Consider the following 20,346-nt stretch of genomic DNA (forward strand, 5'->3'; position numbering starts at 1 on the left):
TCACAACTTGGCCACAGCAGAGCCCGCCGGCACCGCCCAAAGGCGAGCTCAAGGGGTTGAGCTCCGGCAACAGCCGGCTACCCCTGCGGCACTGCCGCCGCTTCCGGGTAGATGACCAACATTCCCTCGTAGAGGATTTGGCCGGGCTGCAACTCCAGGCGATCGATGCGCACGCCTGGATCCAACTGAATGGGAAAATCCGCCAGGCCGGGGATGGGGATCTCCTGCCCTTCGCTCACCCACAGGGGATTGACCAGCCGCAACTGGTTGGGGCCCTGGGCCTGTAGCCCGGTTAGCACCGTAACCGGCACCTCCACCCCCTCGGGAGTCACCAATTGGGCCTGGATGCGCAGCCGATTTTGCTCCAAGGTGACCTGGGGCTGGCGGATCAAGAAGGGCACCGCTTGACCTCCAAAGGGCAGTTGCACCTGTGCCTGGGCCAGTTGAGACTGGATGAGGGGAGCCTGAAGGGTGCGGTTAAGATCGTCTTCGGTGAGGCGCAAGCTCACCTGCACCGGCACGGGCGCCAACAGTTGCAGGGGGCTACGTCCTTGGATGGCTTCCCCTACATTGAGGCGAATATCCTGGCCCTGCAGCCGCAGGTGGCTGACCTGGAATCCCTGATAGATAAGGTTGTCTCCCGACACCTGGGCCTGGGGGATCTGGCCGTTCAAAATCTGGGCGTCGGAACCGGCGATCTGCACCTGCAAGTTGTCGACCTGCTGCACCTCAGAGCGAATCCAGGCGGCCACCAAAGGGCTGAGCAGGGATCCGGCAATCTGGGCAAATCCGGGCCAAGACCAAAACATAGTGGGCAAGCCAAGCAGCAGTGCCAATCCTAGCCGCTGCCCTGCTGGCGAGAGCCGCTGGCGGCGACGGGCTGCAAGAGAAGAGGGATCCGGGGCAGGCCGACGGCAAGACGGGAACAGCACGGGGTACCTCAGGAGCGACAACAGGCAACATTTCTCTGGCCAAACTATGACTAGGCTAAGGCAGGACTGCTCCACCGAACAGAGGGATCCCCCGCACACTTGGAGGAGCTACCCATCCGTCAACTGCCACCAAAGATACCCCAGCCGCAGGTAGTGAAGCCGCAGCCAGGGGAAAGGGAAAACGCGCGGCGGCTGGCGAAAGAGGGCGCTAATCTGGGGTCGGACGCCGGCCACCTCCTGGGCTAGGATTTTGCCCGCCCACACCGCTGTGGCCACGCCGCTGCCATGGTAGGCCAGGCCATACCACAAGCTGGGATCCGTCGGCGAAGAACCGATATGGGGGTGAAGCTGCCGCGAAAGGCAGACCAGGCCGTTCCAAGCGTACTCGATCTCCACCCCCTCCCAGGCGGGAAAGAGACGGTAAAGCTGCCGAGTCATCCAAGCCTGCAGGCGCTGTCGTTCTGCCGGAGTATTGCGGGTGCCGCCCCGCCCCCCAAACAGCAGGCGCCCGTCCGGCAGGAGACGGTAGTAGAACAGCAGCCGTCGTGTGTCGTAGATTGGCGTCGGATCCCACCAGCCCTGAGCCCTTCGCTCTGCAGGCGTCAGAGGCCGGGTGACCAGAATGTTGGAAAGCACCGGCAGGAGGGATCCCGCCAGTTGGGGATACAGAGCCCCTGGAGTGTAGCCATTGGTGGCGATAACCAGGTGCCGCGCCCGCACCGTTCCCCCCGGCGTATGGCAGAAGTGTTGGGATCCCGTCTTTTCCCAAGCGACAACAGGGCTGGCGCTGTGCAATCGCGCCCCCCACCTTTGAGCTGCCTGGGCTAGCCCTTGGATAAGCTTGAGGGGGTTGAGGCCAAACCCCACTCCGATGTGCAGAGCGCCATGGTTCTCTTGGCTATCGAAGCCCCGTTCTCGCAGCTCCTTGGGACTGAGGAGCTGGGCCGGGTAGCCGGCCACTTGGGTGTAGATTTGGTACTCGGCCTCCAATTCCCGCCAAGCGCTGGGGCGGTGGGCCACCGCGTACCAACCTTGACCCTGGGCATCTAGGGAAAAGCCCTCGGTAGTAGCCAGCTCTTGGACGGTTTCTACTGCCTGCCGCTGATCCCGGTAGTAGCGCTCCGTCTCTGCCAGGCCTATCCGCCGTACCATCTGGGTGTGGGTAAGGTAGCTCGCCCCCACGCCGCAGAAACCGCCGTTGCGCCCCGAGGCCCCCCAGCCCAGGGATCCCGCCTCCAGCAGACAGGCCGAGATACCGTGATCGCGGGCTAGGTGCAGAGCCGTCGACAGCCCCGTCAATCCTCCCCCCAGGATAGCCACCTCGGCCTCAACCGAGCCTTGCAAAGGCGCCGGATATCGCCAACTGGGATCCGCGATCGTGCTGTCCCAGTAGCTGCCAACCGGATAGGAGGGATCGTAAGTGCTGGCCGGATAAAGAGTTGTTTTCAAGCCAAAAATCATACAATCAGACAAAAGCAGCAGCTCAGCAGGTGGTCAGAGATGATGGCGCGGAGGGTACTCCCGTAGGCCAGGGCGGATCCCAGCCAAACCACCGCCACCATGGTCAGAAGCAAAGATATCCAGGCTCCTTTTTCCCGCAGACAGCCCTTGCCCTCCGGCTCAGAGCTCTCGGAAAGCAGTACCTCTACCCTTGGCTCGGAAAATCCAGAGGCCAGAACTAGCACCTACAGCCGTGGGTCATTTGCCAAGTAGCTTCACCAGCAGAATGCCGAACAAGTACAGGAACGTCACGGCGCCAGCCAAGAGACTTTGGGTGAGGGGATCCGTCGAAGGGGTGAGAACGGCTCCTGCCACCACCGAACCCAGGACAACATAGCGCCAACCCTTGAACATCTGCTCAGCAGTTACCAGACCCAAGGCTCCCAGCAGCGCCTGCAAAATCGGCACCTGAAAGGCCAAGCCAGTGCTGAACATCAGCAGCAGCACAAACTCAAAGTAGCGGTCGATGGACCAGGCCTGATCCACCACCCCTTCGCCATAGCGAATGAAGAAGTTGAGCGCCGCCGGAATGAGGAGGTAATAGGCGAAGACCAAGCCAGCCACAAACAAAAGGCTGGATCCCAACACCACCGGCCCCAGCAGCCTGCGCTCCTTCACGCTCAGCCCCGGCAAGACAAAGCGGGCAATTTGGTAAAGCACAAAGGGCGTGGCCAAGAGCAGCCCCGAATAGGCCGCCACCTTCATAGACACGAAAAAATACTCGCCCGGCGCCAGTTGCAAGAAGGTCACCCCTTGAGCAGGCACCTCCAGCAGGGCGACGATGCGGTTCACCACCAGAAAACAGGCGACGATACATAAGGCCACCGCAATTACACTGGCCAAGAGGCGGCTGCGCAACTCCTCCAGATGCTCCATCAAGGTCATCTCGACCTCGTAGGGAAACTCCGGATCTGGCACCCGAGCAGGCTCAGGCGTTGACGGAGCTTGCTGCGAGGATTCGGTCTCAGAGGCAAGGGTCATGGGCCGACGGGTAACGAAACCTTTCCCGCTATCTTAGCCCTGCCCCCCCCTCAAGGAAAAGCGCCCGCCCACTACATGCTTCTCTTGCCAAGATGCTCCTGGCAGGGACATCCTCTGCCGCTAAGCCCTGCCAGGCGGGAGCTGCCACTGCCCAAAGTTTCTGCTTCACCAGACTAGCATCCTTCCTAGTCAGAAAACGGTTGCCCCACGGCCCTGAGCCATCTCCCTGGCGCAAGCAGCCGCAAAGTTCCCCCTTCAGGTGTCATGCCAGGTCAGCAAGTCCGTCGTTCCCGCGAGCGGTTCCTAGACTTGCAGTAATCCTCTCTTTTTGGACTGCCCACCCGGCATCTACAGCCCCTTTGAGTCCAGCTAGCTGAGCTTTTGAATGGGCGCGATGCGGGGATCCAAAATTTTTCGGCCAACGGCGGGAAATTTCACGGCCAAGGTAACCTGGTCGCCACTACCAAAGATGTGAGTAATTTGCCCCTGGCCAAATTTGGGGTGTTGCAGGCGATCTCCCACCGCCCACTGCTGGGGGCCCTGACGGCGAGCGGTCTTGGCCTTGGGCGTGGCCGCAGCCATGTTGTCCGCGGAGAACGAAAGCCCCCTGGCTCTCTCCCATTGGATCAGCTCTTGGGGCAGCTCACTCAAAAATAGAGAGGGGATGGCAGATTCGCGGTTGCCGTAGAGCCGCCGTTCGCTGGCGTGGCAGATAAACAATTGCTCACGGGCGCGGGTGATGCCCACGTAGCAGAGGCGCCGTTCTTCTTCCAAAGCAGCGGGATCCTCCAAAGCCCGAAAATTGGGAAATAGTCCCTGCTCTACCCCCACCAAAAATACGACCGGGAACTCCAGCCCTTTGGAAGCGTGCAACGTCATCAACGAAACTTTCTCAGCTCCCTCCTGAAGGTTGTCCAAATCGGAAGCCAAAGACACATTGCTCAAGAAAGCCTCAAGGCTGGCCTCCTCCTGTTCTTCTTCAAATTGACGGGCGGCGTTGTAGAGCTCCATTACGTTGGCGACTCTTTCCTCAGCCTCTCCCTGGGCCTTGAGATCTGCCAGATAGCCAGAATCCCGCAGCAATGCTTCCAAAAGAGTGGCAGCAGAAACCTGAGCCACTTGTTTGTGCCAATGTTCGATGAACCGGACAAACTGGATGACCGGCTTGGCGGAACGCCCCACCAAGTTGGTTACAGCAGCCTCGTCGCTGAGGAGAGTCCACAGGGGCACATTTAAGGCAGCCGCCGCTTCGGTTAGCTTGTCCAGAGTCGATTTGCCGATACCCCGCCGCGGCACATTGATAATGCGCAGCAGGCTAAAAGAGTCAGCAGGGTTGAGCACAGCCCGCAAATAGGCCAGCACATCCTTAATTTCTTTGCGATCGTAAAATCGCGGCCCGCCCACCACGGTGTAAGGGATCCCCCAGCGCAGCAGAACCTCTTCAAAGGGGCGAGACTGGGCATTGGTGCGGTAGAGAATGGCAAAATCTCCCCAGGAAAAGTTGGGATCTTGGCTGTGTAACCTGCGGATGGTGTTGACTACAAACTCAGCCTCAGCGATCTCGTCCTCCGCTTGGTAGCAAACGATGGGATTGCCCAAGGGGCGAGTTGGCCGGAGAACTTTATCAATGCGCTCGGTGTTTTTCTCAATGAGGACGTTAGCTGCCTGCAAAATAGTAGCTGTAGAGCGATAGTTTTCCTCCAGCTTGATCAGGGTGCGGGTATCGTCATCTGGGAGGCCATCGCCAAAGGTCTCTTGAAACTCCAGCAAAATGGTGAAGTCTGCCCCACGAAAGCGATAGATGCTTTGATCTGCATCTCCCACGACAAAGATCGACCGGTTTTTCCAATCCAACTGAGATCTGCGGGTCTCGCCGTTGGTGACCAGCAGCCGGATCAGCTCATACTGGGTGCGGTTGGTGTCTTGGTACTCGTCCACCAGAATGTGCCGGAAGCGCTGGTGCCAGTAAGCCAAGACCTGCTCATTTTGGCGAAACAGCTGTACCGGGATCCAAATTAAGTTGTCGAAGTCGAGGGCGTTATTGGCCGCCAGTTGATCTTCGTAGAGCTCGTAAACCTGAGCCAGGATGCGGCCCCGGAAGTTGGGCTGGTGGCGCTCCAGATCGGCGGGAGTCCAACCCTGGTTTTTGGCCTTGCTGATGGCGTACCGCACCGATCTTGGATCGAACTGGCGCTCATCTAAATTGAGTTGCTTAGTTACAATCTCTTTAACCAGGGATTGGGCGTCCGACTCATCGAAAATTGAGAAGTCACGAGTCCACTTGCGTCCCTTGGGATCCTGGTACTTTTCAATCTCCAGGCGCAAGACTTGGGCAAATAGGCTGTGGAACGTGCCGATCCAGAGGGGCTTAATCCAGCGGCGGTAAACGCTGGACTTCAAGCGCGTTGCCTGGGCCGGCTCCAGTTGCGCAAGTGGGATCCCAAACTGCTCCTGTGCCTCCTGCTCGGCAAAAAGCTGCTCGATGCGCTCCTTCATTTCGCGGGCGGCCTTGTTGGTGAAGGTAACAGCCAAAATCTCCTCCGGATCCACCCGATAGTGGCGGATGAGGTAGGCGATGCGGTGGGTAAGGGTGCGCGTCTTGCCGGAACCTGCCCCCGCCACCACCAGCAAGGGGCCGCAAAAGTGTTGCACCGCTTGGCGTTGAGAAGGATTGAGGCCATCCAACAAGGAGCCAGAAGTCATATCTGCCGCCAACGAGAAACTGCTTTCCATTATGGGCGCAGCCTGGCTGGCAACCCAACAGGCTTGGGAAGCCCAAAAGGTACTCTAGAGCGCCAAAGCTAAAGATGAAGATTGGTTAAGATTTGGCCAGCTCACCCCAGAACTTGCTGCTATGAAACGAGTTTTGCTTAGTTGCGGGGCCCCACCTAATTGCTGCCCGCTTGGCTTTCCAAAAAGACTGGTCGCTTTGGGGGTTGCTACCTTTGCTCTCCTCTCCGCGGGCCCGTTGGCTCCAGCTCAAGCCGGCAACTGCCCCAGCAACGGCAACCCCAACGCCCCTCTTACCCTGCAGCTGGAAAGCATTGCTGGGGATCGGCTCGACTTAAGTCAGTACGACGGCCTGCAGGTGGTGATCTTGACCAACAGCCAAACCCGCTCCCAAGCGGAGGCCCTCTCCAAAAGTTTGGCCCTGGAGTTTGGGCAAAATCCCCGCCTGCGCCAGATCGTGCTGATAGACGGCAGGGGGCTGCTGCTGGTGCGCAATTTGGTTTTGCAGGCCATTCGAGACAGCGTGCCGACGGATCCCCGCTTGGTTTCTCCGTTTGTCTATGTCTCGGTCGATTTCGAGGGATCAGCCATCCAAAAACTGCAGGAGGTGGCTGCCGAGGTGCTGCCCGGGATCGATTTTCGCCGCCAGGCCGCCTTGCTGCTTTTGGACAGTCAAGGCACCCTCCTGAGCGGGTTCGCCGATCTGGAGCAATCTAACCTCCGCATTCGCCAGTGCATTCGCACGCGCGTTTGACGGCCTTGGATCCCGCTTTTCCCCTGCCTCTTCCCAACCGCTAAACTGGTTTAGCAAAGCTATGGACAACCTTAAAACGGCTGGGTGCCGGGATCCATGCGCCACCAGCTCAAGACCTTAAACCAAATCCTCGACTACAAGCTAGCCGATCTGCGGCTGTTTGGCCGCGCCGAGCTGAAGGGTCAGGTGCTGAATGTGCTGCTGGAACGGCTGCCCGGCGATGTGGTGGACACGCTGCAGGTGATGGAGGTGGTGCGCAGCGCTGTCGAGGCCTCACTGCTGCAGGGGTTGCGCAAAGTCAACGTCTACCTCTGGTGCCGTGGTCAAACTGAAGCAGCGCCGGAGTGGAGTGAAAGCTTTGTGGTTGAGCCGTTGACCCTGAGCAGGCCGGAGGGAGCTTGGAGCCGCGCCTCCAGCTACCGGCAAGACTATCCCACCATGCGGGTGCTGCTTTTTGGCTTGGGCCTTTGCCTGGGTGGCCTCTACCTGCTGGGCTGGGAGCGGACGAGCGGGATCGACTGGATCCCAGTGGCGTTGGCCTTCGGCTTGGGGGTGATCTTCCCCTGGCTCAAACGCTCCCTCAACCAGTGGGTTCATCCTCTGTTCCTACGCCTCGGCCTGGGGCTGGGGCTGGTCTTGTTGGGCCTGGCAGTGGCGTTGATCTGGCGGCAGGGTTGGAGCACTGCCTATGGGATTCTCACCCTGCTGGCTCTTCTCCTGCTGGGGCTGGGATCCTGAGACCTCTCAATCGGCGGTGGTGCCGCTGAAAACGGGCAGGGCTGGCCCTGTCATCCACACGTGTTGGGTGTCAAGATCCCAGCGAACCTCCAGGCTGCCTCCCGGCAGCTCTACCGTGGCTTGGGGCTTGGCCCGCTCTTCCAAGACGGCAGCTACTAGGGCGGCACAAGCCCCTGTTCCACAGGCCAGCGTCGCCCCTGCCCCTCGCTCCCAAACCCGCAGCCGCAGGCGGTTAGGGCTGAGCACCTGCACGAATTCGGTGTTGGTGCGCTCCGGAAAGGCGGGGTGATGCTCAAACAGGGGGCCTACCCTTTCCAGATCCAGCTCTTCCAGGGATCCCTCCTCCTCGAGAAAGACCACGCAATGGGGGTTGCCCATGCTCACCGCCGTCACCGGCCACTCCCGCCCGGCCACTGGGAGCGGTTGCCGAATCACCTTCTCCTCTGGCCCGGCCAGCGTGGTGGGAATCTGCTGGGCCAACAGGCGAGGGATCCCCATGTCCACTGTCACCAGGCCATCGGGCTGCACCCGCGGCACAATCCGCCCCGCCAAGGTGTGGATCTGGTAGGCACCATCCTGAGCGGGGATCCCCAGATCCTGTAAAAAGCGGGCCAAACAGCGGATCCCGTTGCCGCACATTTCCGCCTCCGAGCCGTCGCTGTTGAACAGGCGCATGCTGAAATCGGCCCCCGCCTGCCCCGGCAGCAGGAAGATAACCCCATCTGCCCCCACGCCAAAGCGGCGGTTGCACAGGGCAACGGCCTCTTCTGGAGTCAGACAGGGCTGGGACTGGTGGCGGTTGTCCACCAAGATGAAGTCGTTCCCCAGGCCTTGGTATTTGTGGAAGGGGAGACGAGAGGGTAACCGAGCAGGCATGCACTGGAACCGCAAAACGACCGGCTTCAATCCTCGTGCATCTCGTAGGGATCCTGCAAGTTTTTGGCAGGGGGGCCAAAGGCCGTGTAGATGGCAAAGGCGGTGATGCAGATGGTTGTCGCCGCAATGGCCACAACCAGCGAAAGGGTGGATTCCATAGCTAACTCTTCAATTCTGAGAGAATCTTCCTACATATTACACAAGTTTACAATTCATTGCCGGCGGCAAAGGGAAGTGACCAGATTCTGTTAGCGTGATTTTAAAAGGAGGCTGTCTGGCTGGGATCTGCCGCCGTGCTGACCTCCGACTGGGTAAACCTGTCCTCTCTTTGACCTAGCGCGAGAACCTATGGCTATTCGTACCAAACTGGGCGATCTGCTGCGTCCCCTCAACTCGGAATACGGCAAGGTGGCCCCTGGCTGGGGCACCACACCTCTGATGGCGGTCTTTATGGTGCTGTTTGGCATCTTTTTGCTGATCATCCTGCAGATCTACAACAAGTCGCTGCTCCTGGAAGACATCAACGTCTCCTGGGAGAGCCTCAGCTTCTAGTTCTTCTGGCTGCCGCGGGCTGTCTAGGTGGTGTACTCGGCGTTGATGCGTACGTAGTCGTAGCTGAGATCGCAGCCCCAGGCAACGCCCTGGCCAGATCCCTGGTGGAGATCCACGGTGAAGATTACTGGGTCTCCTTGCTTTAGGTACTCGGAGGCTGCCTGGCGATCAAAAGCCAAAGGCATTCCCCCCTGCAACAGCAGAAAATCCCCCAGGCGAACCTCCAAGCGACGGCTGTCAAAGGGGATCCCAGACCGCCCAGCAGCGGCGGCCACTCGTCCCCAGTTGGGATCATTGCCAAAAACTGCTGCCTTCACCAGGGGAGAGCTGGCGATCACGCGGGCCATCTGCCGGGCCGACCTATCGTTGGGAGCTCCCTGCACCCGGATCTCCAGCAGCTTGGTGGCCCCTTCCCCATCGCGGGCAATGGCCTTGGCCAGGTCAATGCAGACCTGAACGACCATCTCCGCCAGAGTCTGGGCCGCTTCCGTGCTGGCCTGCAGGGGGGGGATCCCGCTTTGGCCATTGGCCAGGGCCAGTACCATGTCATTGGTGCTAGTATCCCCGTCCACGGTGATTTGGTTAAAGCTGAGGTCGGCAGCCTGCTGGAGGAGCTGCTGCCACAGGTGGGGATCTACAGCCGCGTCGCAGGTCAAGAAAGCCAGCATCGTCGCCAAGTTGGGGTGGATCATGCCGGATCCCTTGGCAATGCCTCCCACCCGGATGGTGTAGCCGTCGATCTCGGCCTCTAGGGCTGTACTCTTGGTTACCAGGTCAGTGGTGAGGATGGCGCGGGCGGCGCTCTCTCCTCCTGTGGGCGAGAGGCTGTCGATCAGGCGGGGCAGGGCTGCCTCGATTTTGGCCATTTCCAATTGCCGCCCGATCACCCCTGTCGAGGCAGTGAGCACCTGTTGGGCCGGGATCCCCAGCCGTTCTCCTACCCAGAGAGCCAGTTGGGTGTTGTTGCGCTCCCCTTCTTCTCCTGTACAGGCGTTGGCTTGGCCGGCGTTGCAAAGGATGGCCCGCACCGGTTGCCCTTGGGCGAGGATCCTTTGGTTATAGGTAACACAAGCGGCCTTGACCTGGTTGGTAGTGAAAACGCCAGCCCCCACTGCATTGCAGTCAGAGACGATCAAAGCCAGATCGGCAGCTCCAGAGGGCTTGAGGCCGGCAGCCACGCCAGCAGCGCGGAACCCTCGTGGGGCGGTAACGGCGCCTGCAACCCGTTTAAATTGGGATCCCATAGATTCCGGGGCCAGGGGGTGATTGGCATTATCATACCGGCTTGCCGCTCAGATCGGGGTTCAGGGTCAGGGCTGGCAACTGGCAAGTTTTGCCCAAGAAACTCTCTGGAAACCACATCTGAGGGAGGGCGGGGGTTGACCCTCCCACCGCCTAAAGGTGGGGAATTCTTACGCCGTTCAACAACGAACTCGTAAAGACGCTGTCAAGACACCTCTAGACAGTTCCTTGAGGCAAAGCTCCAAGGTTCTGCTTGCTTTTCTGTTCGCGTCAGCGGGACGGAGTCCTTGCAGGTTGGCTGAGATGTTAGTCTCTCCCGGACACTTGCCACTGGCTGAGTTTTTCACCGTTTTAGGGGCTCGCCTGGGAACAGTACCACCTTGGTAGCAACCATACCATTGATGAGCAACTAAAGTTGCTGACGGGATTTTCCGTCCCGCCCTCAAGTCCAGGGCTACCCAGCTATCCCTCTGTGTTTTTTAATGGTACTGAGCGTCCTTCTCTTTCTGGATGGAGAAGGGATCCCTTTGTCTTCTGGTCTGGGAACCACGAGCCATGTCTGCCCCTGTCATTACCCTTAACCATGTCAGCAAGGTCTATTCCAATGGCACGGTGGCTTTGCAAGACATGAACATGGCCATCCAGGAAGGGCAGTTCGTCAGCTTGGTGGGGCCCTCTGGCTGCGGGAAAAGCACGGTGCTGCGGCTGATTGCTGGGTTGGGCCACCTAACCACGGGATCTATCGAATGGGGGCAAAACACCTCCCAGGGGCAACCCAAATTGGCCTTTGTGTTTCAGGAGCCGGCCCTCATGCCCTGGGCAACGGTGATGGACAACGTGCGCCTACCTCTGAAGTTGGCTGGTGAGCCCCAGCCCAAAGCCGAACGAGAGGTTCTGGAAGCCCTCCACCTGGTGGGCCTGCGGGGGTTTGAGCGCAGTTTTCCCCGCGAGCTGTCCGGCGGTATGCGCATGCGGGTTTCCATTGCCCGCGCCTTGGTAACCAAACCCCAGGTGCTGCTCATGGACGAGCCCTTCGGCGCCTTGGACGAGATTACCCGCAGCAAGCTGAACAGCGAACTGCTGGAGTTGTGGCAGGAGAAGCGCTGGACGGTGATTTTTGTTACCCACAACATTTACGAGGCTGTCTATCTGTCCAACCGCGTGGTGGTGATGGCAGCCCGCCCTGGGCGGGTGGTGGCGGATATCCCCATTGAGGCACCCTACCCCCGCTCGGAAGAGTTTCGCACCTCGCCCCTTTACAACGACTATTGCCGGGAGGTCGCGACCCGTTTGCGGGAGGCCATGCGCGACACGGATCAGGATCCCTACCTGTGCCCCCTCTCTGCCGGACGGCTGCGCTGACGGGATCCCCCTTTGGCGGCATTCCTGGTCTTAGAGCCCTTGATTCCCCCTCCACCATGCTAAGTCCTTTCAGTTTCCTTCTCGATTGGCTGTCTCACCGGCTGGGATCCCTGCTTGGCACACCGGAGCGCTCCTCTGGGCCCTGGCTGGATAGCGATCTGCCGCGACTGAACAGCGCGGTGGAAGAAAAACTCAGGCCCCAACCCACTGATGCGGCTAAGGTGTCTGGCTCTGCGCCGCCGACCTCCGGGCAAGGATTGGATCTGCGCAAGTGGTTCAACCTGGATGTGATTGCCCCTGGGATCGTCGGGATCCTTTTTCTGGTGGGCTGGGAAGTGGCTGTGCGGCTAACGGGGGTGCCCCCCTATCTATTGCCGGGGCCGATTTTGGTGGTGCAAACCCTGGTGCGAGACTGGGGATCCCTTTTTCCTTCCCTTTTGATCACCCTGCAAATTACGGTGGTGGCGTTCCTTTTGGCCACGGTCTCAGGGCTTTTGTTGGCGATTTTGTTTGCCCAGAGCAAATGGATTGAGCGCAGCCTCTTTCCCTATGCGGTGATTTTGCAAACAACGCCCATTGTTTCCATCGCGCCGCTGATCATCATCTGGCTGCGCAACAATACGTTTGCTGCAATGGTGGTTTGCGCTTGGATTGTCGCCTTTTTCCCAATTATCTCCAACACCACCCTGGGATTAAACAGTGTCGATCACAACCTGCTCAACCTGTTTCAACTGTACAAGGCCAATCGCTGGCAAACCTTGATCTACTTGCGTCTGCCCAGTGCTCTGCCCTATTTTCTGGGGGGCCTGCGCATTAGCGGTGGCCTTTCTTTGATCGGGGCCGTGGTGGCGGAGTTTGTCGCCGGCACCGGTGGGCAACGGGCCGGGATCGCCTACCAAATCTTGATCTCTAGCTTTAATTTGCAGGTGCCTCGCATGTTTGCCGCCTTGGTGCTGGTTACCGGCCTAGGGATCCTGATCTTTGTGGCTTTGAGCGCTTTGTCAGACAAGATATTGGGCAGATGGCACGAGAGCGCTGTGCGCCGCGAGAACTGATTTTTGCCATAGAGCCGGCAGAAGCGGTTTCGCAAAAGGCAAAAACTGGGAATTCCCGGCAACAAAAAGGCTCAGGTTGCAGACCTGAGCCCATCTTGACCTGTTATTGGCAGATGCCAGGAACCAGACTCGAACTGGTGACACGAGGATTTTCAGTCCTCTGCTCTACCAACTGAGCTATCCCGGCTCTGGAACCATTATTTTAGGATGCCGAGAGGGCTTTTGGCAACGGGTGGCGACCCTCACTTTAGCCAATTAGCTTTTCCAGGGCATCCATCTGGGGGATACAGAGGATGTCCCGCTGCCGATCCCGGCGGATCAGGTCCTCCTGCTCCAGCTTGGCAAGGACGCGGGTAACCGTTTCCCGGGCAAGGCCACTCAAGCTGCTCAGCTCCCGATGGGGCAAATTGGGGATTTCTACCCCCTTGCGACCGACCCACCCCCGCGACTCCGCCAAGAAGAGCAGGATATCGGCGACGCGAGCGACGCTGCTGGCCTCCCGCAATTGCAGGCGACGGTTGATCTGCCGTAAACGTCGCGACATGAGCTGGGCAAGGCGGATGGCAACCTGCGCATCGGCAGCCAAAAGAGCCAGAAAGTTCTGGGCCGACAGACAGCAGACCTTGGTGGCTGTCAGGGCAATCACATCGCTGGAGCGGGGCGCCTCGTCCAAGGCGGCCATTTCCCCGAAGATCTCCCCTGGGCCAAGAATGGTGAGGGTAACCTCCCGGCCCTCCAGATCGTGAGTGCGAATCTTGACCCAACCCTCTAGGATGAAATAGACGGCGTTGCCCCAGTCGTTCTGTAACAGGATGGCCTGGTTAACAGGGTGGGAGCGCAGCGACATCTGGCGAGCCAGCGGCTCTAGCACTTCAGGGGAAAAGCCTTCAAACAGAAACATCAGGCGTAAATCTTCAGCCCTTACCTCGCTCACCCTTGGCTCCTCCTGCACCGCCTCGATTCTTGCTCAACTCTCTTCCCAGAGAAAAACTCTTCACCTGACCGCCGCCTGGGATCCGGATCCCTGTTTAACAGGGGCTGCGGCCAGCCTCTAACCTGGAAACGGCAGAATGCACTTTGCTGGTAACCATTCTCCCGAGGTTGGTCAGTTTGAGTCGAGACCTAGCTCCGCTGCAGTTGCGCTTGCCAATCTTGGCTGGTATCCAAAACCTGTAGAAAACGCCGCTCCCCCTCGGAAAAGTCCTGCCACTGCGCCTGCTGCTGGGCAAGGAGATCGGCGGTGGCATCGGCAATGTCGGCGACGTTCAGCGGCTCACCCGGGCCCGATGAAGGGAGTGTTCGCCGTTGTAGGCGCTCTCGGAGGACAGGTTCAGGAGCATGGCAGTAGAGGATGCGCAACGGGATCCCGCACTGTTGGGCCTGTTCAATCGCCATGCCCCGCAGCGCTTGCCGGTCAAACTTGGCGTCCAGAATCACGCTGTAACCTTCCCGGGCCAACTCCACTCCCAACTGCACCAGGCGGCGGTAAGTCTTGTCGGTCATCTCGGGCGTATACACCTCTGGCCCCCCGCGCTGCCGCAGAGGGATCCCGGCCAAGTGCTTGCGCACGGCGTCGGAGCGAATGTGGATCGCTCCCCGCTGCCGGGCCAGGTAGCGGGCCACCGTACTTTTGCCTGCTCCCGACAGGCCAGCCATCAAAAACAACTGCCCCTGTTTGGGAAGGGTGTATTCCCAGGCCAGGCGGTAGTAGCGGGCGGCAGTGTGGAAGGCATTGGCTTTGGAAGCTTCCGAGGCGGCAGGATCGTCCAGCAAAAAAGAGGTGACCTTGGCCCGCACATAGGCCTGGCGATTGAGGTAAATGGGCAAGATCTTCAGTCCCTCCCAGTCACCCGTTTCTTCCAAATAGGTGTTCAAATAGGCATTGCCCAGATCGGGGCGGTGGCGAGCGTCCAAATCCATCACCGCATAGGAGACGTCGTACATCGTATCCACAAAGCGGAAGGCCTCGTTGAACTCAATGCAATCAAACAGCAAGATCTGGCCTTCCCACCAACAGAGGTTGCCAAGATGTAGATCCCCGTGGCCTTCGCGGATGCGGTCTTGGGCCATCCTCTGGTAAAACAGCTCCTGCCGCTCGGCAAAAAAGCGATCCGTGTAGGCTTGCGTCTCCCGATATTGATCAACCGTCTGAGGGCCGCCGATGTAGCGCTGGGTTTGGGCGTAATTCTCGTCGAAGGCCTCCCGCACCCGCTCTGGCCGGCCAAAGCTGCGAATGTAGTCGTTGGTCTCCGCCTGGGCGTGAAAGGCCGCCACCGCCCGCCCTAGCTCCTCCATCAAGGCTGGGGTCAGCTCCCCCCGCTCGAGGAGGTTGCTGAAGAGTTGCTCTTGGGGAAACTGCCGCATTTTGAGGGTGTACTCCACGGGCTCGCCACTGCCGTCAAGCTGAAACCGGCCCTTGGCTTGCACAATGGGCAACACCTGTAGATAAAGCCCCGGCGCGCCGCGCTGGTTCAGGCGCAGCTCTTCTTGACAAAAGTGGCGTCGCCGCTCCAGGGTGGTGAAATTCAAAAAGCCAAAATCCAGAGGCTTCTTCACCTTATAGGCGTAGTCCCCTGTCAAGAAAACGTAGGAAATGTGGGTTTGGACGAGCTGAATCGGCTCCCGCACCGGATGGGGGTAAAACCCCGGCTCCAACATCGCTTGGATTAGCGGCGGCAGGTGGGCATCGGCCATAAAGATGGAGACGGAAAAGTCAGGGATCCCCATTTTCCTCCAAATTGCCCTCAGCTTAGTCTCCCAAGGGCAGGGCGGCCGCTTGCGGTGAAAGACGGATAACGCTAATCCCCTGTTTGACCAAAGTATCTTGAGCGGCAGCAGAAAGGGCGTAGGGCCAGACCAGATACTTCGTGTTGATGTAGTCTCGCCCCCGTTTGGCCAGGCTCACCTGTTCAGAGAGCATGCGCACCTCCGGTCCGCGGGTGATGATGGCTTCGGCGCGGCGGATGCGTTGCATCAGTTGGCTGAACAGCTCTTGGGGCTGCTGTACGAAGACCACAATGGCCAAGTCACAGGGGTTGTAGTAGTTGCCGCTGCCGCAGAGGAGCAGGGCCTCGCTGGCGAGAACAAGGGTCTCCTGGTCTCCCAGAACCACCACCGGGTAGAGAAAGGTGCGCACGTCCTCCGGTTGCCAGTGATTGAAGGAGTAGCTGTCCACCTCTCCCCGCACCCAAGAGGAGATGGCCGGAAAAACCGCTTCGCTCAGCAGCCGATAGGCCGTCTGCGGTCGCCCTAGCCAGCAGAGGGCATTCTCGTAGAAACTCTCGTTCTCCAACAGGTGAGGGGTGAGAGGAGTGGCCATAGACTCGGATCCGGGCAGGGCCTCCTCCAGCATGCCTAGTCGGAGATGGTTAAGGCAATTTTGCCCAAAACGGATCCCTGTTCCAGCAGCCGGTGAGCGGCAGCCGCTTCGGCCAGGGGAAAGGTGTGGCTGAGCCGGATGTGCAGTTGGCCTTGGTCAATGAGGCGGGCGCACTGCCGGAGGATCTCCGCCTGGTTTTGCCGGGCAACGATAAGGTTCTTCAGCATCGGGGTGAGCATCAGCTCAAAGCTCACTCGCAAGTTGCGGTCGCGGGCCACCCGCCAATCGGTCTCTGGGGCTGGCGCCAGCAGGGTCACGAGATCGCCGTACACGCGCACGGCAGGGAAGGTCTGCTCCAGCACTGGGCCGCCAAGGGTATCGAGAGCAAGATCCACTCCCTCCTCCTCCGTCCAATCCAGAACGGCTCGCACAAAGTTGGTCTGGCGATAGAAGATGGGCAAGCTGGCTCCCAGGGAACGGACAAACTCGGCCTTTTCCGGCGTGCTCACAGTGGTAGCCACTTGGCATCCCCGCAGACGGGCCAGTTGGATGGCCACATGGCCGACACCCCCTGCCCCGGCGTGGATAAGCACCTTTTGGCCAGCCTGCAACCGTCCCCGGTCGTAGAGGGCTTCCCAAGCGGTGATCAGCACCAGGGGGGCAGCGGCAGCCTCGGCAAAGCTGAGGGACTTGGGCTTGGGAGCGACAAAGCGCTCATCGACCACGATCAGCTCGGCGTAGTTCCCCGCCTGCCTGCCCAGGCCGCCGTGGCAGAAGTAAACTTCGTCTCCAACTTGAAACTGCCTGACCCCAGATCCTACGGCTTCTACAACGCCGGCACCATCACATCCCAAAATGGCCGGCATCTCTTCGGGGTAGAAGGTGCCTCGCCGCCGCAGCTTGGTGTCGATGGGGTTGACGCCGGCGGCCCTAAGGCGGACACGTAGCTCCCGCTCGCCGCGGATCTCAGGGTCGGGCACCTCCTGAAGCTGCAAAACCTCCGGCCCCCCGGGCACGCTCATGAGGATGGCTTTCATCTTCTCAGGTGTTCAGGCTTGGTTTGGCTCGACCTGCTGCCCCGCACTTGCCACTGCGCTACCGAGGATACACCGGCAAGGGGGTCTCTGAACAATGGTTAGCTTAATCGGCGGGAAGCCCCGCATCGTATTGGTGAATTGTGTTGACTCAAGAGCCAATCCGTGTCGGGATGAAAGCCGTTCGTCTTACAATTGAGCAAAACAAGTTAAATCTCTGGAGAGTTTCCCGCCGTGGGTTGCATGATAGCAGCACGCTGAGACCTCTGTATACACAAGTCTGGGAAGCGTGAAGCCCATACGCTATCGGTTGGCGCAGCGTGGCGTAAGCCATGTTGTGTTGACTCAACGAAGATGAGTGTCGGGAGTTGTTCACTAGCATAAGCCAAGAGAACCGCGCCTGGGAAGGCAGGGATCCCTTACATTGCCCAGAAGGATAGCTTGCTAGCCCCGCGCCCGTAAGCAACTTTAGGTGCTCGTCAATAGTATAGTTGAGTATACTTGCCGAGAAGGCGTACCGTTCCCAGGCGAGCACCTAATCACGGTGAGAAACCCAACCGGTGGCAAGTGGCTGGGAGATGACAACGTCTCAGCCAACCTGCAAGGACTCCATCCCGTTGACGCGAACAGAAAAGTAATCAGAACTTGCGGCTTTGCTTCAAGATCCTGTCTAGAGGCGTCTTGACGAGTTCGTTGTTGAACGGCGTAAGAATCTCCCGCCTTTGGGCGGCGGGAGTGTCAATAAGCTTCGGAGTTGTGGAGGCAAGCGCTAGCCCATGCCCGTAGGTGGTTCTGGCTCTCTCGGCGGCAAGGCGCGGTCAAAAGTAAACAGAGCTGGCCTTGGATCGGCCTCCTGGCTCTGCTGGGGTAACCCAGCCTATTGGGATGCTGCTGGGTTAATGCTCTTGGGGAGCCTGCTCATCGTCTACCGCTGGCGGGGCACCCTGCCGCTGTTGATTAACCCCGCCTACGTAAACGTGGCTCTGCTGGCCGGCCTGTGCCTACTGGGCCTGGGGATTAGCCGGTGGCGGGGGGCCAAAGTCGCGCCCTCGGAAAGCCATATCTCCCTGTTGGGGCCGCGCCTGGGGGCGGCGCTCTTGATCCTGACGGCGCTGCTGGGGTTTTGGGTCGAGCCCCGTCCCCTCTCCAGCCAGACGGCCCTCAACCGGGGGGTATCTCCCTATCTGGGTGCCTCTCGCAGCCAGCCGCAGGCTTTTCGTCCCAAGATTGACCCACGCCAGCGCACCCTGCTGGACTGGGTGCGCACCCTGGATGTCTACCCAGATCCCTATACCTATGAAGGCCAGCCGGTGCGGGTGCAGGGGTTCGTCGTTCCTGACGAGCAACCTGACCACTTTGTCATCGCTCGCTTTTTGGTGAGTTGCTGCGCTGCCGATGCCTACCCGGTCGGCTTGCCAGTGCGCTGGTTCCGCTCGGAGGAGCTGGCTCCGGACAGTTGGCTGCGTCTGGAAGGACGAATGGCCGTGGAGCAACGGGATGGCCAGCCTCAGTTGGTAATCCTGGCCGAGCAGGTGGAACCAATGCCGGTGCCGGCCAATCCCTACGCCGACGAGTAGGTTAGATGTCGGTTTCGCTGAGTTTAGCGCTCATGTAATCGAAGGGCTCGGCCACAAAGCTGTAATCCTCGTCGGAGCCGAGCAGCTCCAGGGTGCGCTGCTTCATGTTCTGGATCCCGATCACCGTCGGAGCAATCGGCACCCCCAGGGAGTTGTAGGTTTCCCGCAGGCCAGCCAGGACGCGCTCGTCCAAGATGCTGGTATCAGCAGCCACCAGGGCGTAGGAAGCGTAGCGCAGGAAGTAGTCCATATCCCGCAAACAGGTGGCGTAGCGGCGGGTGGTGTAGGCGTTGCCACCCGGACGGATCAGATCTGGCACCTGGGCAAACATAGCCGCGGCAGCCGTCTTGACAATGTCCACCGAGTTGAGGTTAATCACCTTCACGGCCTTGATGCGCCGCAGACCCGAATCGTAAAAGGCCTTGAGCGCGTCCATGGCATTCCGATCCAGGTAGCGGCCTGTCAGGTCGTAGGTTTTGATCAGTGTGGTTACGGCATCCCGCATATCCCCAACTCCGTTCCTGTAACTCTATGTAAAAGTAGCTTGAGATGAGAATTTTGCCGGCAACGTCCAAAGGCCAGCCTTGGAAAATCGAGCCAAAGCCCAACACCGGCAGCGCTCCAAGCTCCCCACTTGCCCCCAGAAGTTTAGCATGCGGGGGGTTCTTTCCTGCCTTCTCCTGAGACAATGGCAGATGTTGTTACGAAAATGTAACCTTTCTGCAACGCTCTAGGGATCCGGCCGCAGCACCCGCAGTGGCCTGAGCAGCCTGCCTTGGCAGTGTCCCAACCCTAAGAACGCTCCTTGTTGGCTCTTCACCCGCAGAGTCTCGGCAGTGGCCTGAGCAGGATCCAGGGGAATGGCCTGACCTTGTTGCCAGCGCTGCGCCTCAGCCGGAGACAAGGATACTGAGTCCCAACCGCGAAATCCCCACTCAATCGGCAGCAGGGCGGCGGCGGGATCGGCGGATCCCTGCCACTGCTCCAGGGGCAGGCTCTCTTGGATGCGAAAGGGGCCACTTTGCAACCGTCGCAGGCGGCTCATCAAGCCTCCGCAGCCCAATTTCTCTCCCAGGTCGCGGGCGAGGGCGCGGATGTAGGTGCCAGGGCCACAAGCAATCTCCAGATCCACTTCCGGGAACTCGCCAGGGCGCCAGCCCAGGATCTGCAGGTGCCGAATCACCACCCGCCGCGGCTCCAGCCCCAGTTCTGCTGCCTTTGCCCCGGCCCGGGCCAGCTCATAGAGCTTTTTCCCCTGCCGCTTGATGGCGCTGTAAAGGGGCGGCACCTGCTCAATCTCGCCGACAAACTCCCGCAAACAGGCCGCCACCTGCTCGCAGCTCAGCTCCGGACAAGGGAATCCCACCTGGATCTGCCCCTCGGCATCGTCGGTGTCGCTGCGCTGCCCGAAGCGGAAGGTTGCCCGATAGACCTTATCCCCCGGCAGAAAGGCCAAAAAGCGCGTCGCCCGCCCCACGGCAATGGGCAGAACTCCCGTTGCCGCCGGATCCAAGGTGCCACCATGCCCCACCTGGCGCGTGCGCAAGACCCGCCGCACCACCGCCACACAGTCGTGGGAGGTGAGCCCTGCTGGTTTATCCAGGTTGAGAAAGCCCTCCAGGGATCCCATGCTGCGCATCACCCATCAGTAATTAAAATTAAGATTTGTAACCGAACTGCCGCAGCGCTTAACA

Annotated in this window: 20 protein-coding genes and 1 tRNA gene; 6 read left to right on the forward strand and 15 right to left on the reverse strand. The window is 59.8% G+C overall.

From position 1 onward, the window contains the following. Positions 1 to 77 precede the first annotated feature (77 nt). From NW845_RS02775 to pcrA, 5 genes are all read right to left on the reverse strand, one after another. Positions 78 to 932 carry a DUF2993 domain-containing protein gene (locus NW845_RS02775; RefSeq protein WP_414376725.1) on the reverse strand — a complete coding sequence of 285 codons (855 nt, stop codon included), beginning with the start codon at positions 930 to 932 and terminating at the stop codon, positions 78 to 80. Between the two features lie 108 nt (positions 933 to 1,040). Next, on the reverse strand, positions 1,041 to 2,381 hold the full coding sequence (locus tag NW845_RS02780) for an NAD(P)/FAD-dependent oxidoreductase (RefSeq protein WP_414376727.1): 1,341 nt from the start codon (positions 2,379 to 2,381) through the stop codon (positions 1,041 to 1,043). 8 nt (positions 2,382 to 2,389) lie between these two features. After that, positions 2,390 to 2,617, reverse strand: a complete 228-nt coding sequence (locus NW845_RS02785) for a hypothetical protein (protein WP_414370722.1) — start codon at positions 2,615 to 2,617, stop codon at positions 2,390 to 2,392. 13 nt (positions 2,618 to 2,630) lie between these two features. Continuing rightward, a complete protein-coding gene (tatC, locus tag NW845_RS02790; protein WP_414363854.1) occupies positions 2,631 to 3,413 on the reverse strand; it encodes a twin-arginine translocase subunit TatC in 783 nt (260 codons plus the stop codon). 369 nt (positions 3,414 to 3,782) lie between these two features. Continuing rightward, positions 3,783 to 6,116, reverse strand: coding sequence for a DNA helicase PcrA (gene pcrA / locus NW845_RS02795; protein ID WP_414376729.1), 2,334 nt, complete (start codon positions 6,114 to 6,116; stop codon positions 3,783 to 3,785). 265 nt (positions 6,117 to 6,381) lie between these two features. On the opposite strand from pcrA, the gene NW845_RS02800 reads away from it, so the two are divergent. Together NW845_RS02800 and NW845_RS02805 are read left to right on the forward strand one after the other, a co-directional pair. Next, the gene (locus tag NW845_RS02800) at positions 6,382 to 6,897 is read left to right on the forward strand and encodes a hypothetical protein (RefSeq protein WP_414376731.1); all 516 of its coding nucleotides are present in this window, start codon (positions 6,382 to 6,384) and stop codon (positions 6,895 to 6,897) included. Between the two features lie 96 nt (positions 6,898 to 6,993). Next, a complete protein-coding gene (locus tag NW845_RS02805) occupies positions 6,994 to 7,635 on the forward strand; it encodes a hypothetical protein (RefSeq protein ID WP_414363857.1) in 642 nt (213 codons plus the stop codon). A gap of 6 nt (positions 7,636 to 7,641) precedes the next feature. Here the strand turns inward: NW845_RS02805 and dapF are convergent, their stop codons facing one another. Together dapF and psbN are read right to left on the reverse strand one after the other, a co-directional pair. Continuing rightward, entirely contained in the window at positions 7,642 to 8,511 is an 870-nt protein-coding gene (gene dapF / locus NW845_RS02810) for a diaminopimelate epimerase (RefSeq protein WP_414370727.1), read from the reverse strand. A gap of 26 nt (positions 8,512 to 8,537) precedes the next feature. Next, positions 8,538 to 8,669: a photosystem II reaction center protein PsbN gene (gene psbN, locus NW845_RS02815; protein ID WP_414363859.1), complete on the reverse strand. Its 132-nt coding sequence runs from the start codon at positions 8,667 to 8,669 to the stop codon at positions 8,538 to 8,540. 190 nt (positions 8,670 to 8,859) lie between these two features. On the opposite strand from psbN, the gene psbH reads away from it, so the two are divergent. Further along, the gene (gene psbH, locus NW845_RS02820; RefSeq protein WP_011430181.1) at positions 8,860 to 9,063 is read left to right on the forward strand and encodes a photosystem II reaction center phosphoprotein PsbH; all 204 of its coding nucleotides are present in this window, start codon (positions 8,860 to 8,862) and stop codon (positions 9,061 to 9,063) included. Between the two features lie 23 nt (positions 9,064 to 9,086). On the opposite strand, the gene argJ is transcribed toward psbH, so the two are convergent. After that, the gene (gene argJ / locus NW845_RS02825; protein ID WP_414376733.1) at positions 9,087 to 10,307 is read right to left on the reverse strand and encodes a bifunctional glutamate N-acetyltransferase/amino-acid acetyltransferase ArgJ; all 1,221 of its coding nucleotides are present in this window, start codon (positions 10,305 to 10,307) and stop codon (positions 9,087 to 9,089) included. Positions 10,308 to 10,860: 553 nt separating this feature from the next. On the opposite strand from argJ, the gene NW845_RS02830 reads away from it, so the two are divergent. Both NW845_RS02830 and NW845_RS02835 read left to right on the forward strand, forming a co-directional pair. Next, entirely contained in the window at positions 10,861 to 11,667 is an 807-nt protein-coding gene (locus NW845_RS02830) for an ABC transporter ATP-binding protein (RefSeq protein ID WP_414376735.1), read from the forward strand. Continuing rightward, a complete protein-coding gene (locus NW845_RS02835) occupies positions 11,637 to 12,722 on the forward strand; it encodes an ABC transporter permease (RefSeq protein ID WP_414376737.1) in 1,086 nt (361 codons plus the stop codon). The genes NW845_RS02830 and NW845_RS02835 overlap by 31 nt, the downstream gene beginning before the upstream one ends. Positions 12,723 to 12,836: 114 nt before the next feature. Here the strand turns inward: NW845_RS02835 and NW845_RS02840 are convergent. The 5 genes from NW845_RS02840 to NW845_RS02860 form a co-directional block, all read right to left on the reverse strand. Next, positions 12,837 to 12,909, reverse strand: a tRNA-Phe gene (locus NW845_RS02840). Between the two features lie 60 nt (positions 12,910 to 12,969). After that, on the reverse strand, positions 12,970 to 13,623 hold the full coding sequence (locus tag NW845_RS02845) for a Crp/Fnr family transcriptional regulator (protein WP_414363876.1): 654 nt from the start codon (positions 13,621 to 13,623) through the stop codon (positions 12,970 to 12,972). Positions 13,624 to 13,844: 221 nt separating this feature from the next. After that, the gene (locus tag NW845_RS02850) at positions 13,845 to 15,416 is read right to left on the reverse strand and encodes an AAA family ATPase (RefSeq protein ID WP_414376749.1); all 1,572 of its coding nucleotides are present in this window, start codon (positions 15,414 to 15,416) and stop codon (positions 13,845 to 13,847) included. Between the two features lie 55 nt (positions 15,417 to 15,471). Further along, entirely contained in the window at positions 15,472 to 16,041 is a 570-nt protein-coding gene (locus NW845_RS02855) for a hypothetical protein (protein WP_414363863.1), read from the reverse strand. A gap of 35 nt (positions 16,042 to 16,076) precedes the next feature. Beyond that, positions 16,077 to 17,078, reverse strand: a complete 1,002-nt coding sequence (locus tag NW845_RS02860) for a zinc-dependent alcohol dehydrogenase family protein (protein WP_414363864.1) — start codon at positions 17,076 to 17,078, stop codon at positions 16,077 to 16,079. 896 nt (positions 17,079 to 17,974) lie between these two features. Between NW845_RS02860 and NW845_RS02865 the strand changes: the two genes are divergently transcribed. Continuing rightward, entirely contained in the window at positions 17,975 to 18,652 is a 678-nt protein-coding gene (locus NW845_RS02865) for a TIGR03943 family putative permease subunit (RefSeq protein WP_414376738.1), read from the forward strand. Position 18,653: 1 nt separating this feature from the next. On the opposite strand, the gene apcB is transcribed toward NW845_RS02865, so the two are convergent. Further along, on the reverse strand, positions 18,654 to 19,157 hold the full coding sequence (gene apcB / locus NW845_RS02870; protein ID WP_414363866.1) for an allophycocyanin subunit beta: 504 nt from the start codon (positions 19,155 to 19,157) through the stop codon (positions 18,654 to 18,656). 225 nt (positions 19,158 to 19,382) lie between these two features. Further along, the gene (truB, locus tag NW845_RS02875; protein WP_414376740.1) at positions 19,383 to 20,282 is read right to left on the reverse strand and encodes a tRNA pseudouridine(55) synthase TruB; all 900 of its coding nucleotides are present in this window, start codon (positions 20,280 to 20,282) and stop codon (positions 19,383 to 19,385) included. Positions 20,283 to 20,346: the final 64 nt, after the last annotated feature.

The sequence above is a fragment of the Synechococcus sp. H60.2 genome, from assembly GCF_047462315.1.
GTDB lineage: Bacteria > Cyanobacteriota > Cyanobacteriia > Thermostichales > Thermostichaceae > Thermostichus.

Bases quoted from the DNA above. Each gene is read 5' to 3' on its own strand.
- tatC (WP_414363854.1), bottom strand. From the start codon at position 3,413: ATGACCCTTGCCTCTGAGACCGAATCCTCGCAGCAAGCTCCGTCAACG.
- pcrA (WP_414376729.1), bottom strand. From the start codon at position 6,116: ATGACTTCTGGCTCCTTGTTGGATGGCCTCAATCCTTCTCAACGCCAA.
- NW845_RS02805 (WP_414363857.1), top strand. From the start codon at position 6,994: ATGCGCCACCAGCTCAAGACCTTAAACCAAATCCTCGACTACAAGCTA.
- dapF (WP_414370727.1), bottom strand. From the start codon at position 8,511: ATGCCTGCTCGGTTACCCTCTCGTCTCCCCTTCCACAAATACCAAGGC.
- psbN (WP_414363859.1), bottom strand. From the start codon at position 8,669: ATGGAATCCACCCTTTCGCTGGTTGTGGCCATTGCGGCGACAACCATC.
- psbH (WP_011430181.1), top strand. From the start codon at position 8,860: ATGGCTATTCGTACCAAACTGGGCGATCTGCTGCGTCCCCTCAACTCG.
- argJ (WP_414376733.1), bottom strand. From the start codon at position 10,307: ATGGGATCCCAATTTAAACGGGTTGCAGGCGCCGTTACCGCCCCACGA.
- NW845_RS02830 (WP_414376735.1), top strand. From the start codon at position 10,861: ATGTCTGCCCCTGTCATTACCCTTAACCATGTCAGCAAGGTCTATTCC.
- NW845_RS02845 (WP_414363876.1), bottom strand. From the start codon at position 13,623: ATGTTTCTGTTTGAAGGCTTTTCCCCTGAAGTGCTAGAGCCGCTGGCT.
- NW845_RS02850 (WP_414376749.1), bottom strand. From the start codon at position 15,416: ATGGCCGATGCCCACCTGCCGCCGCTAATCCAAGCGATGTTGGAGCCG.
- NW845_RS02855 (WP_414363863.1), bottom strand. From the start codon at position 16,041: ATGGCCACTCCTCTCACCCCTCACCTGTTGGAGAACGAGAGTTTCTAC.
- NW845_RS02860 (WP_414363864.1), bottom strand. From the start codon at position 17,078: ATGAAAGCCATCCTCATGAGCGTGCCCGGGGGGCCGGAGGTTTTGCAG.
- NW845_RS02865 (WP_414376738.1), top strand. From the start codon at position 17,975: ATGCTCTTGGGGAGCCTGCTCATCGTCTACCGCTGGCGGGGCACCCTG.
- apcB (WP_414363866.1), bottom strand. From the start codon at position 19,157: ATGCGGGATGCCGTAACCACACTGATCAAAACCTACGACCTGACAGGC.
- truB (WP_414376740.1), bottom strand. From the start codon at position 20,282: ATGGGATCCCTGGAGGGCTTTCTCAACCTGGATAAACCAGCAGGGCTC.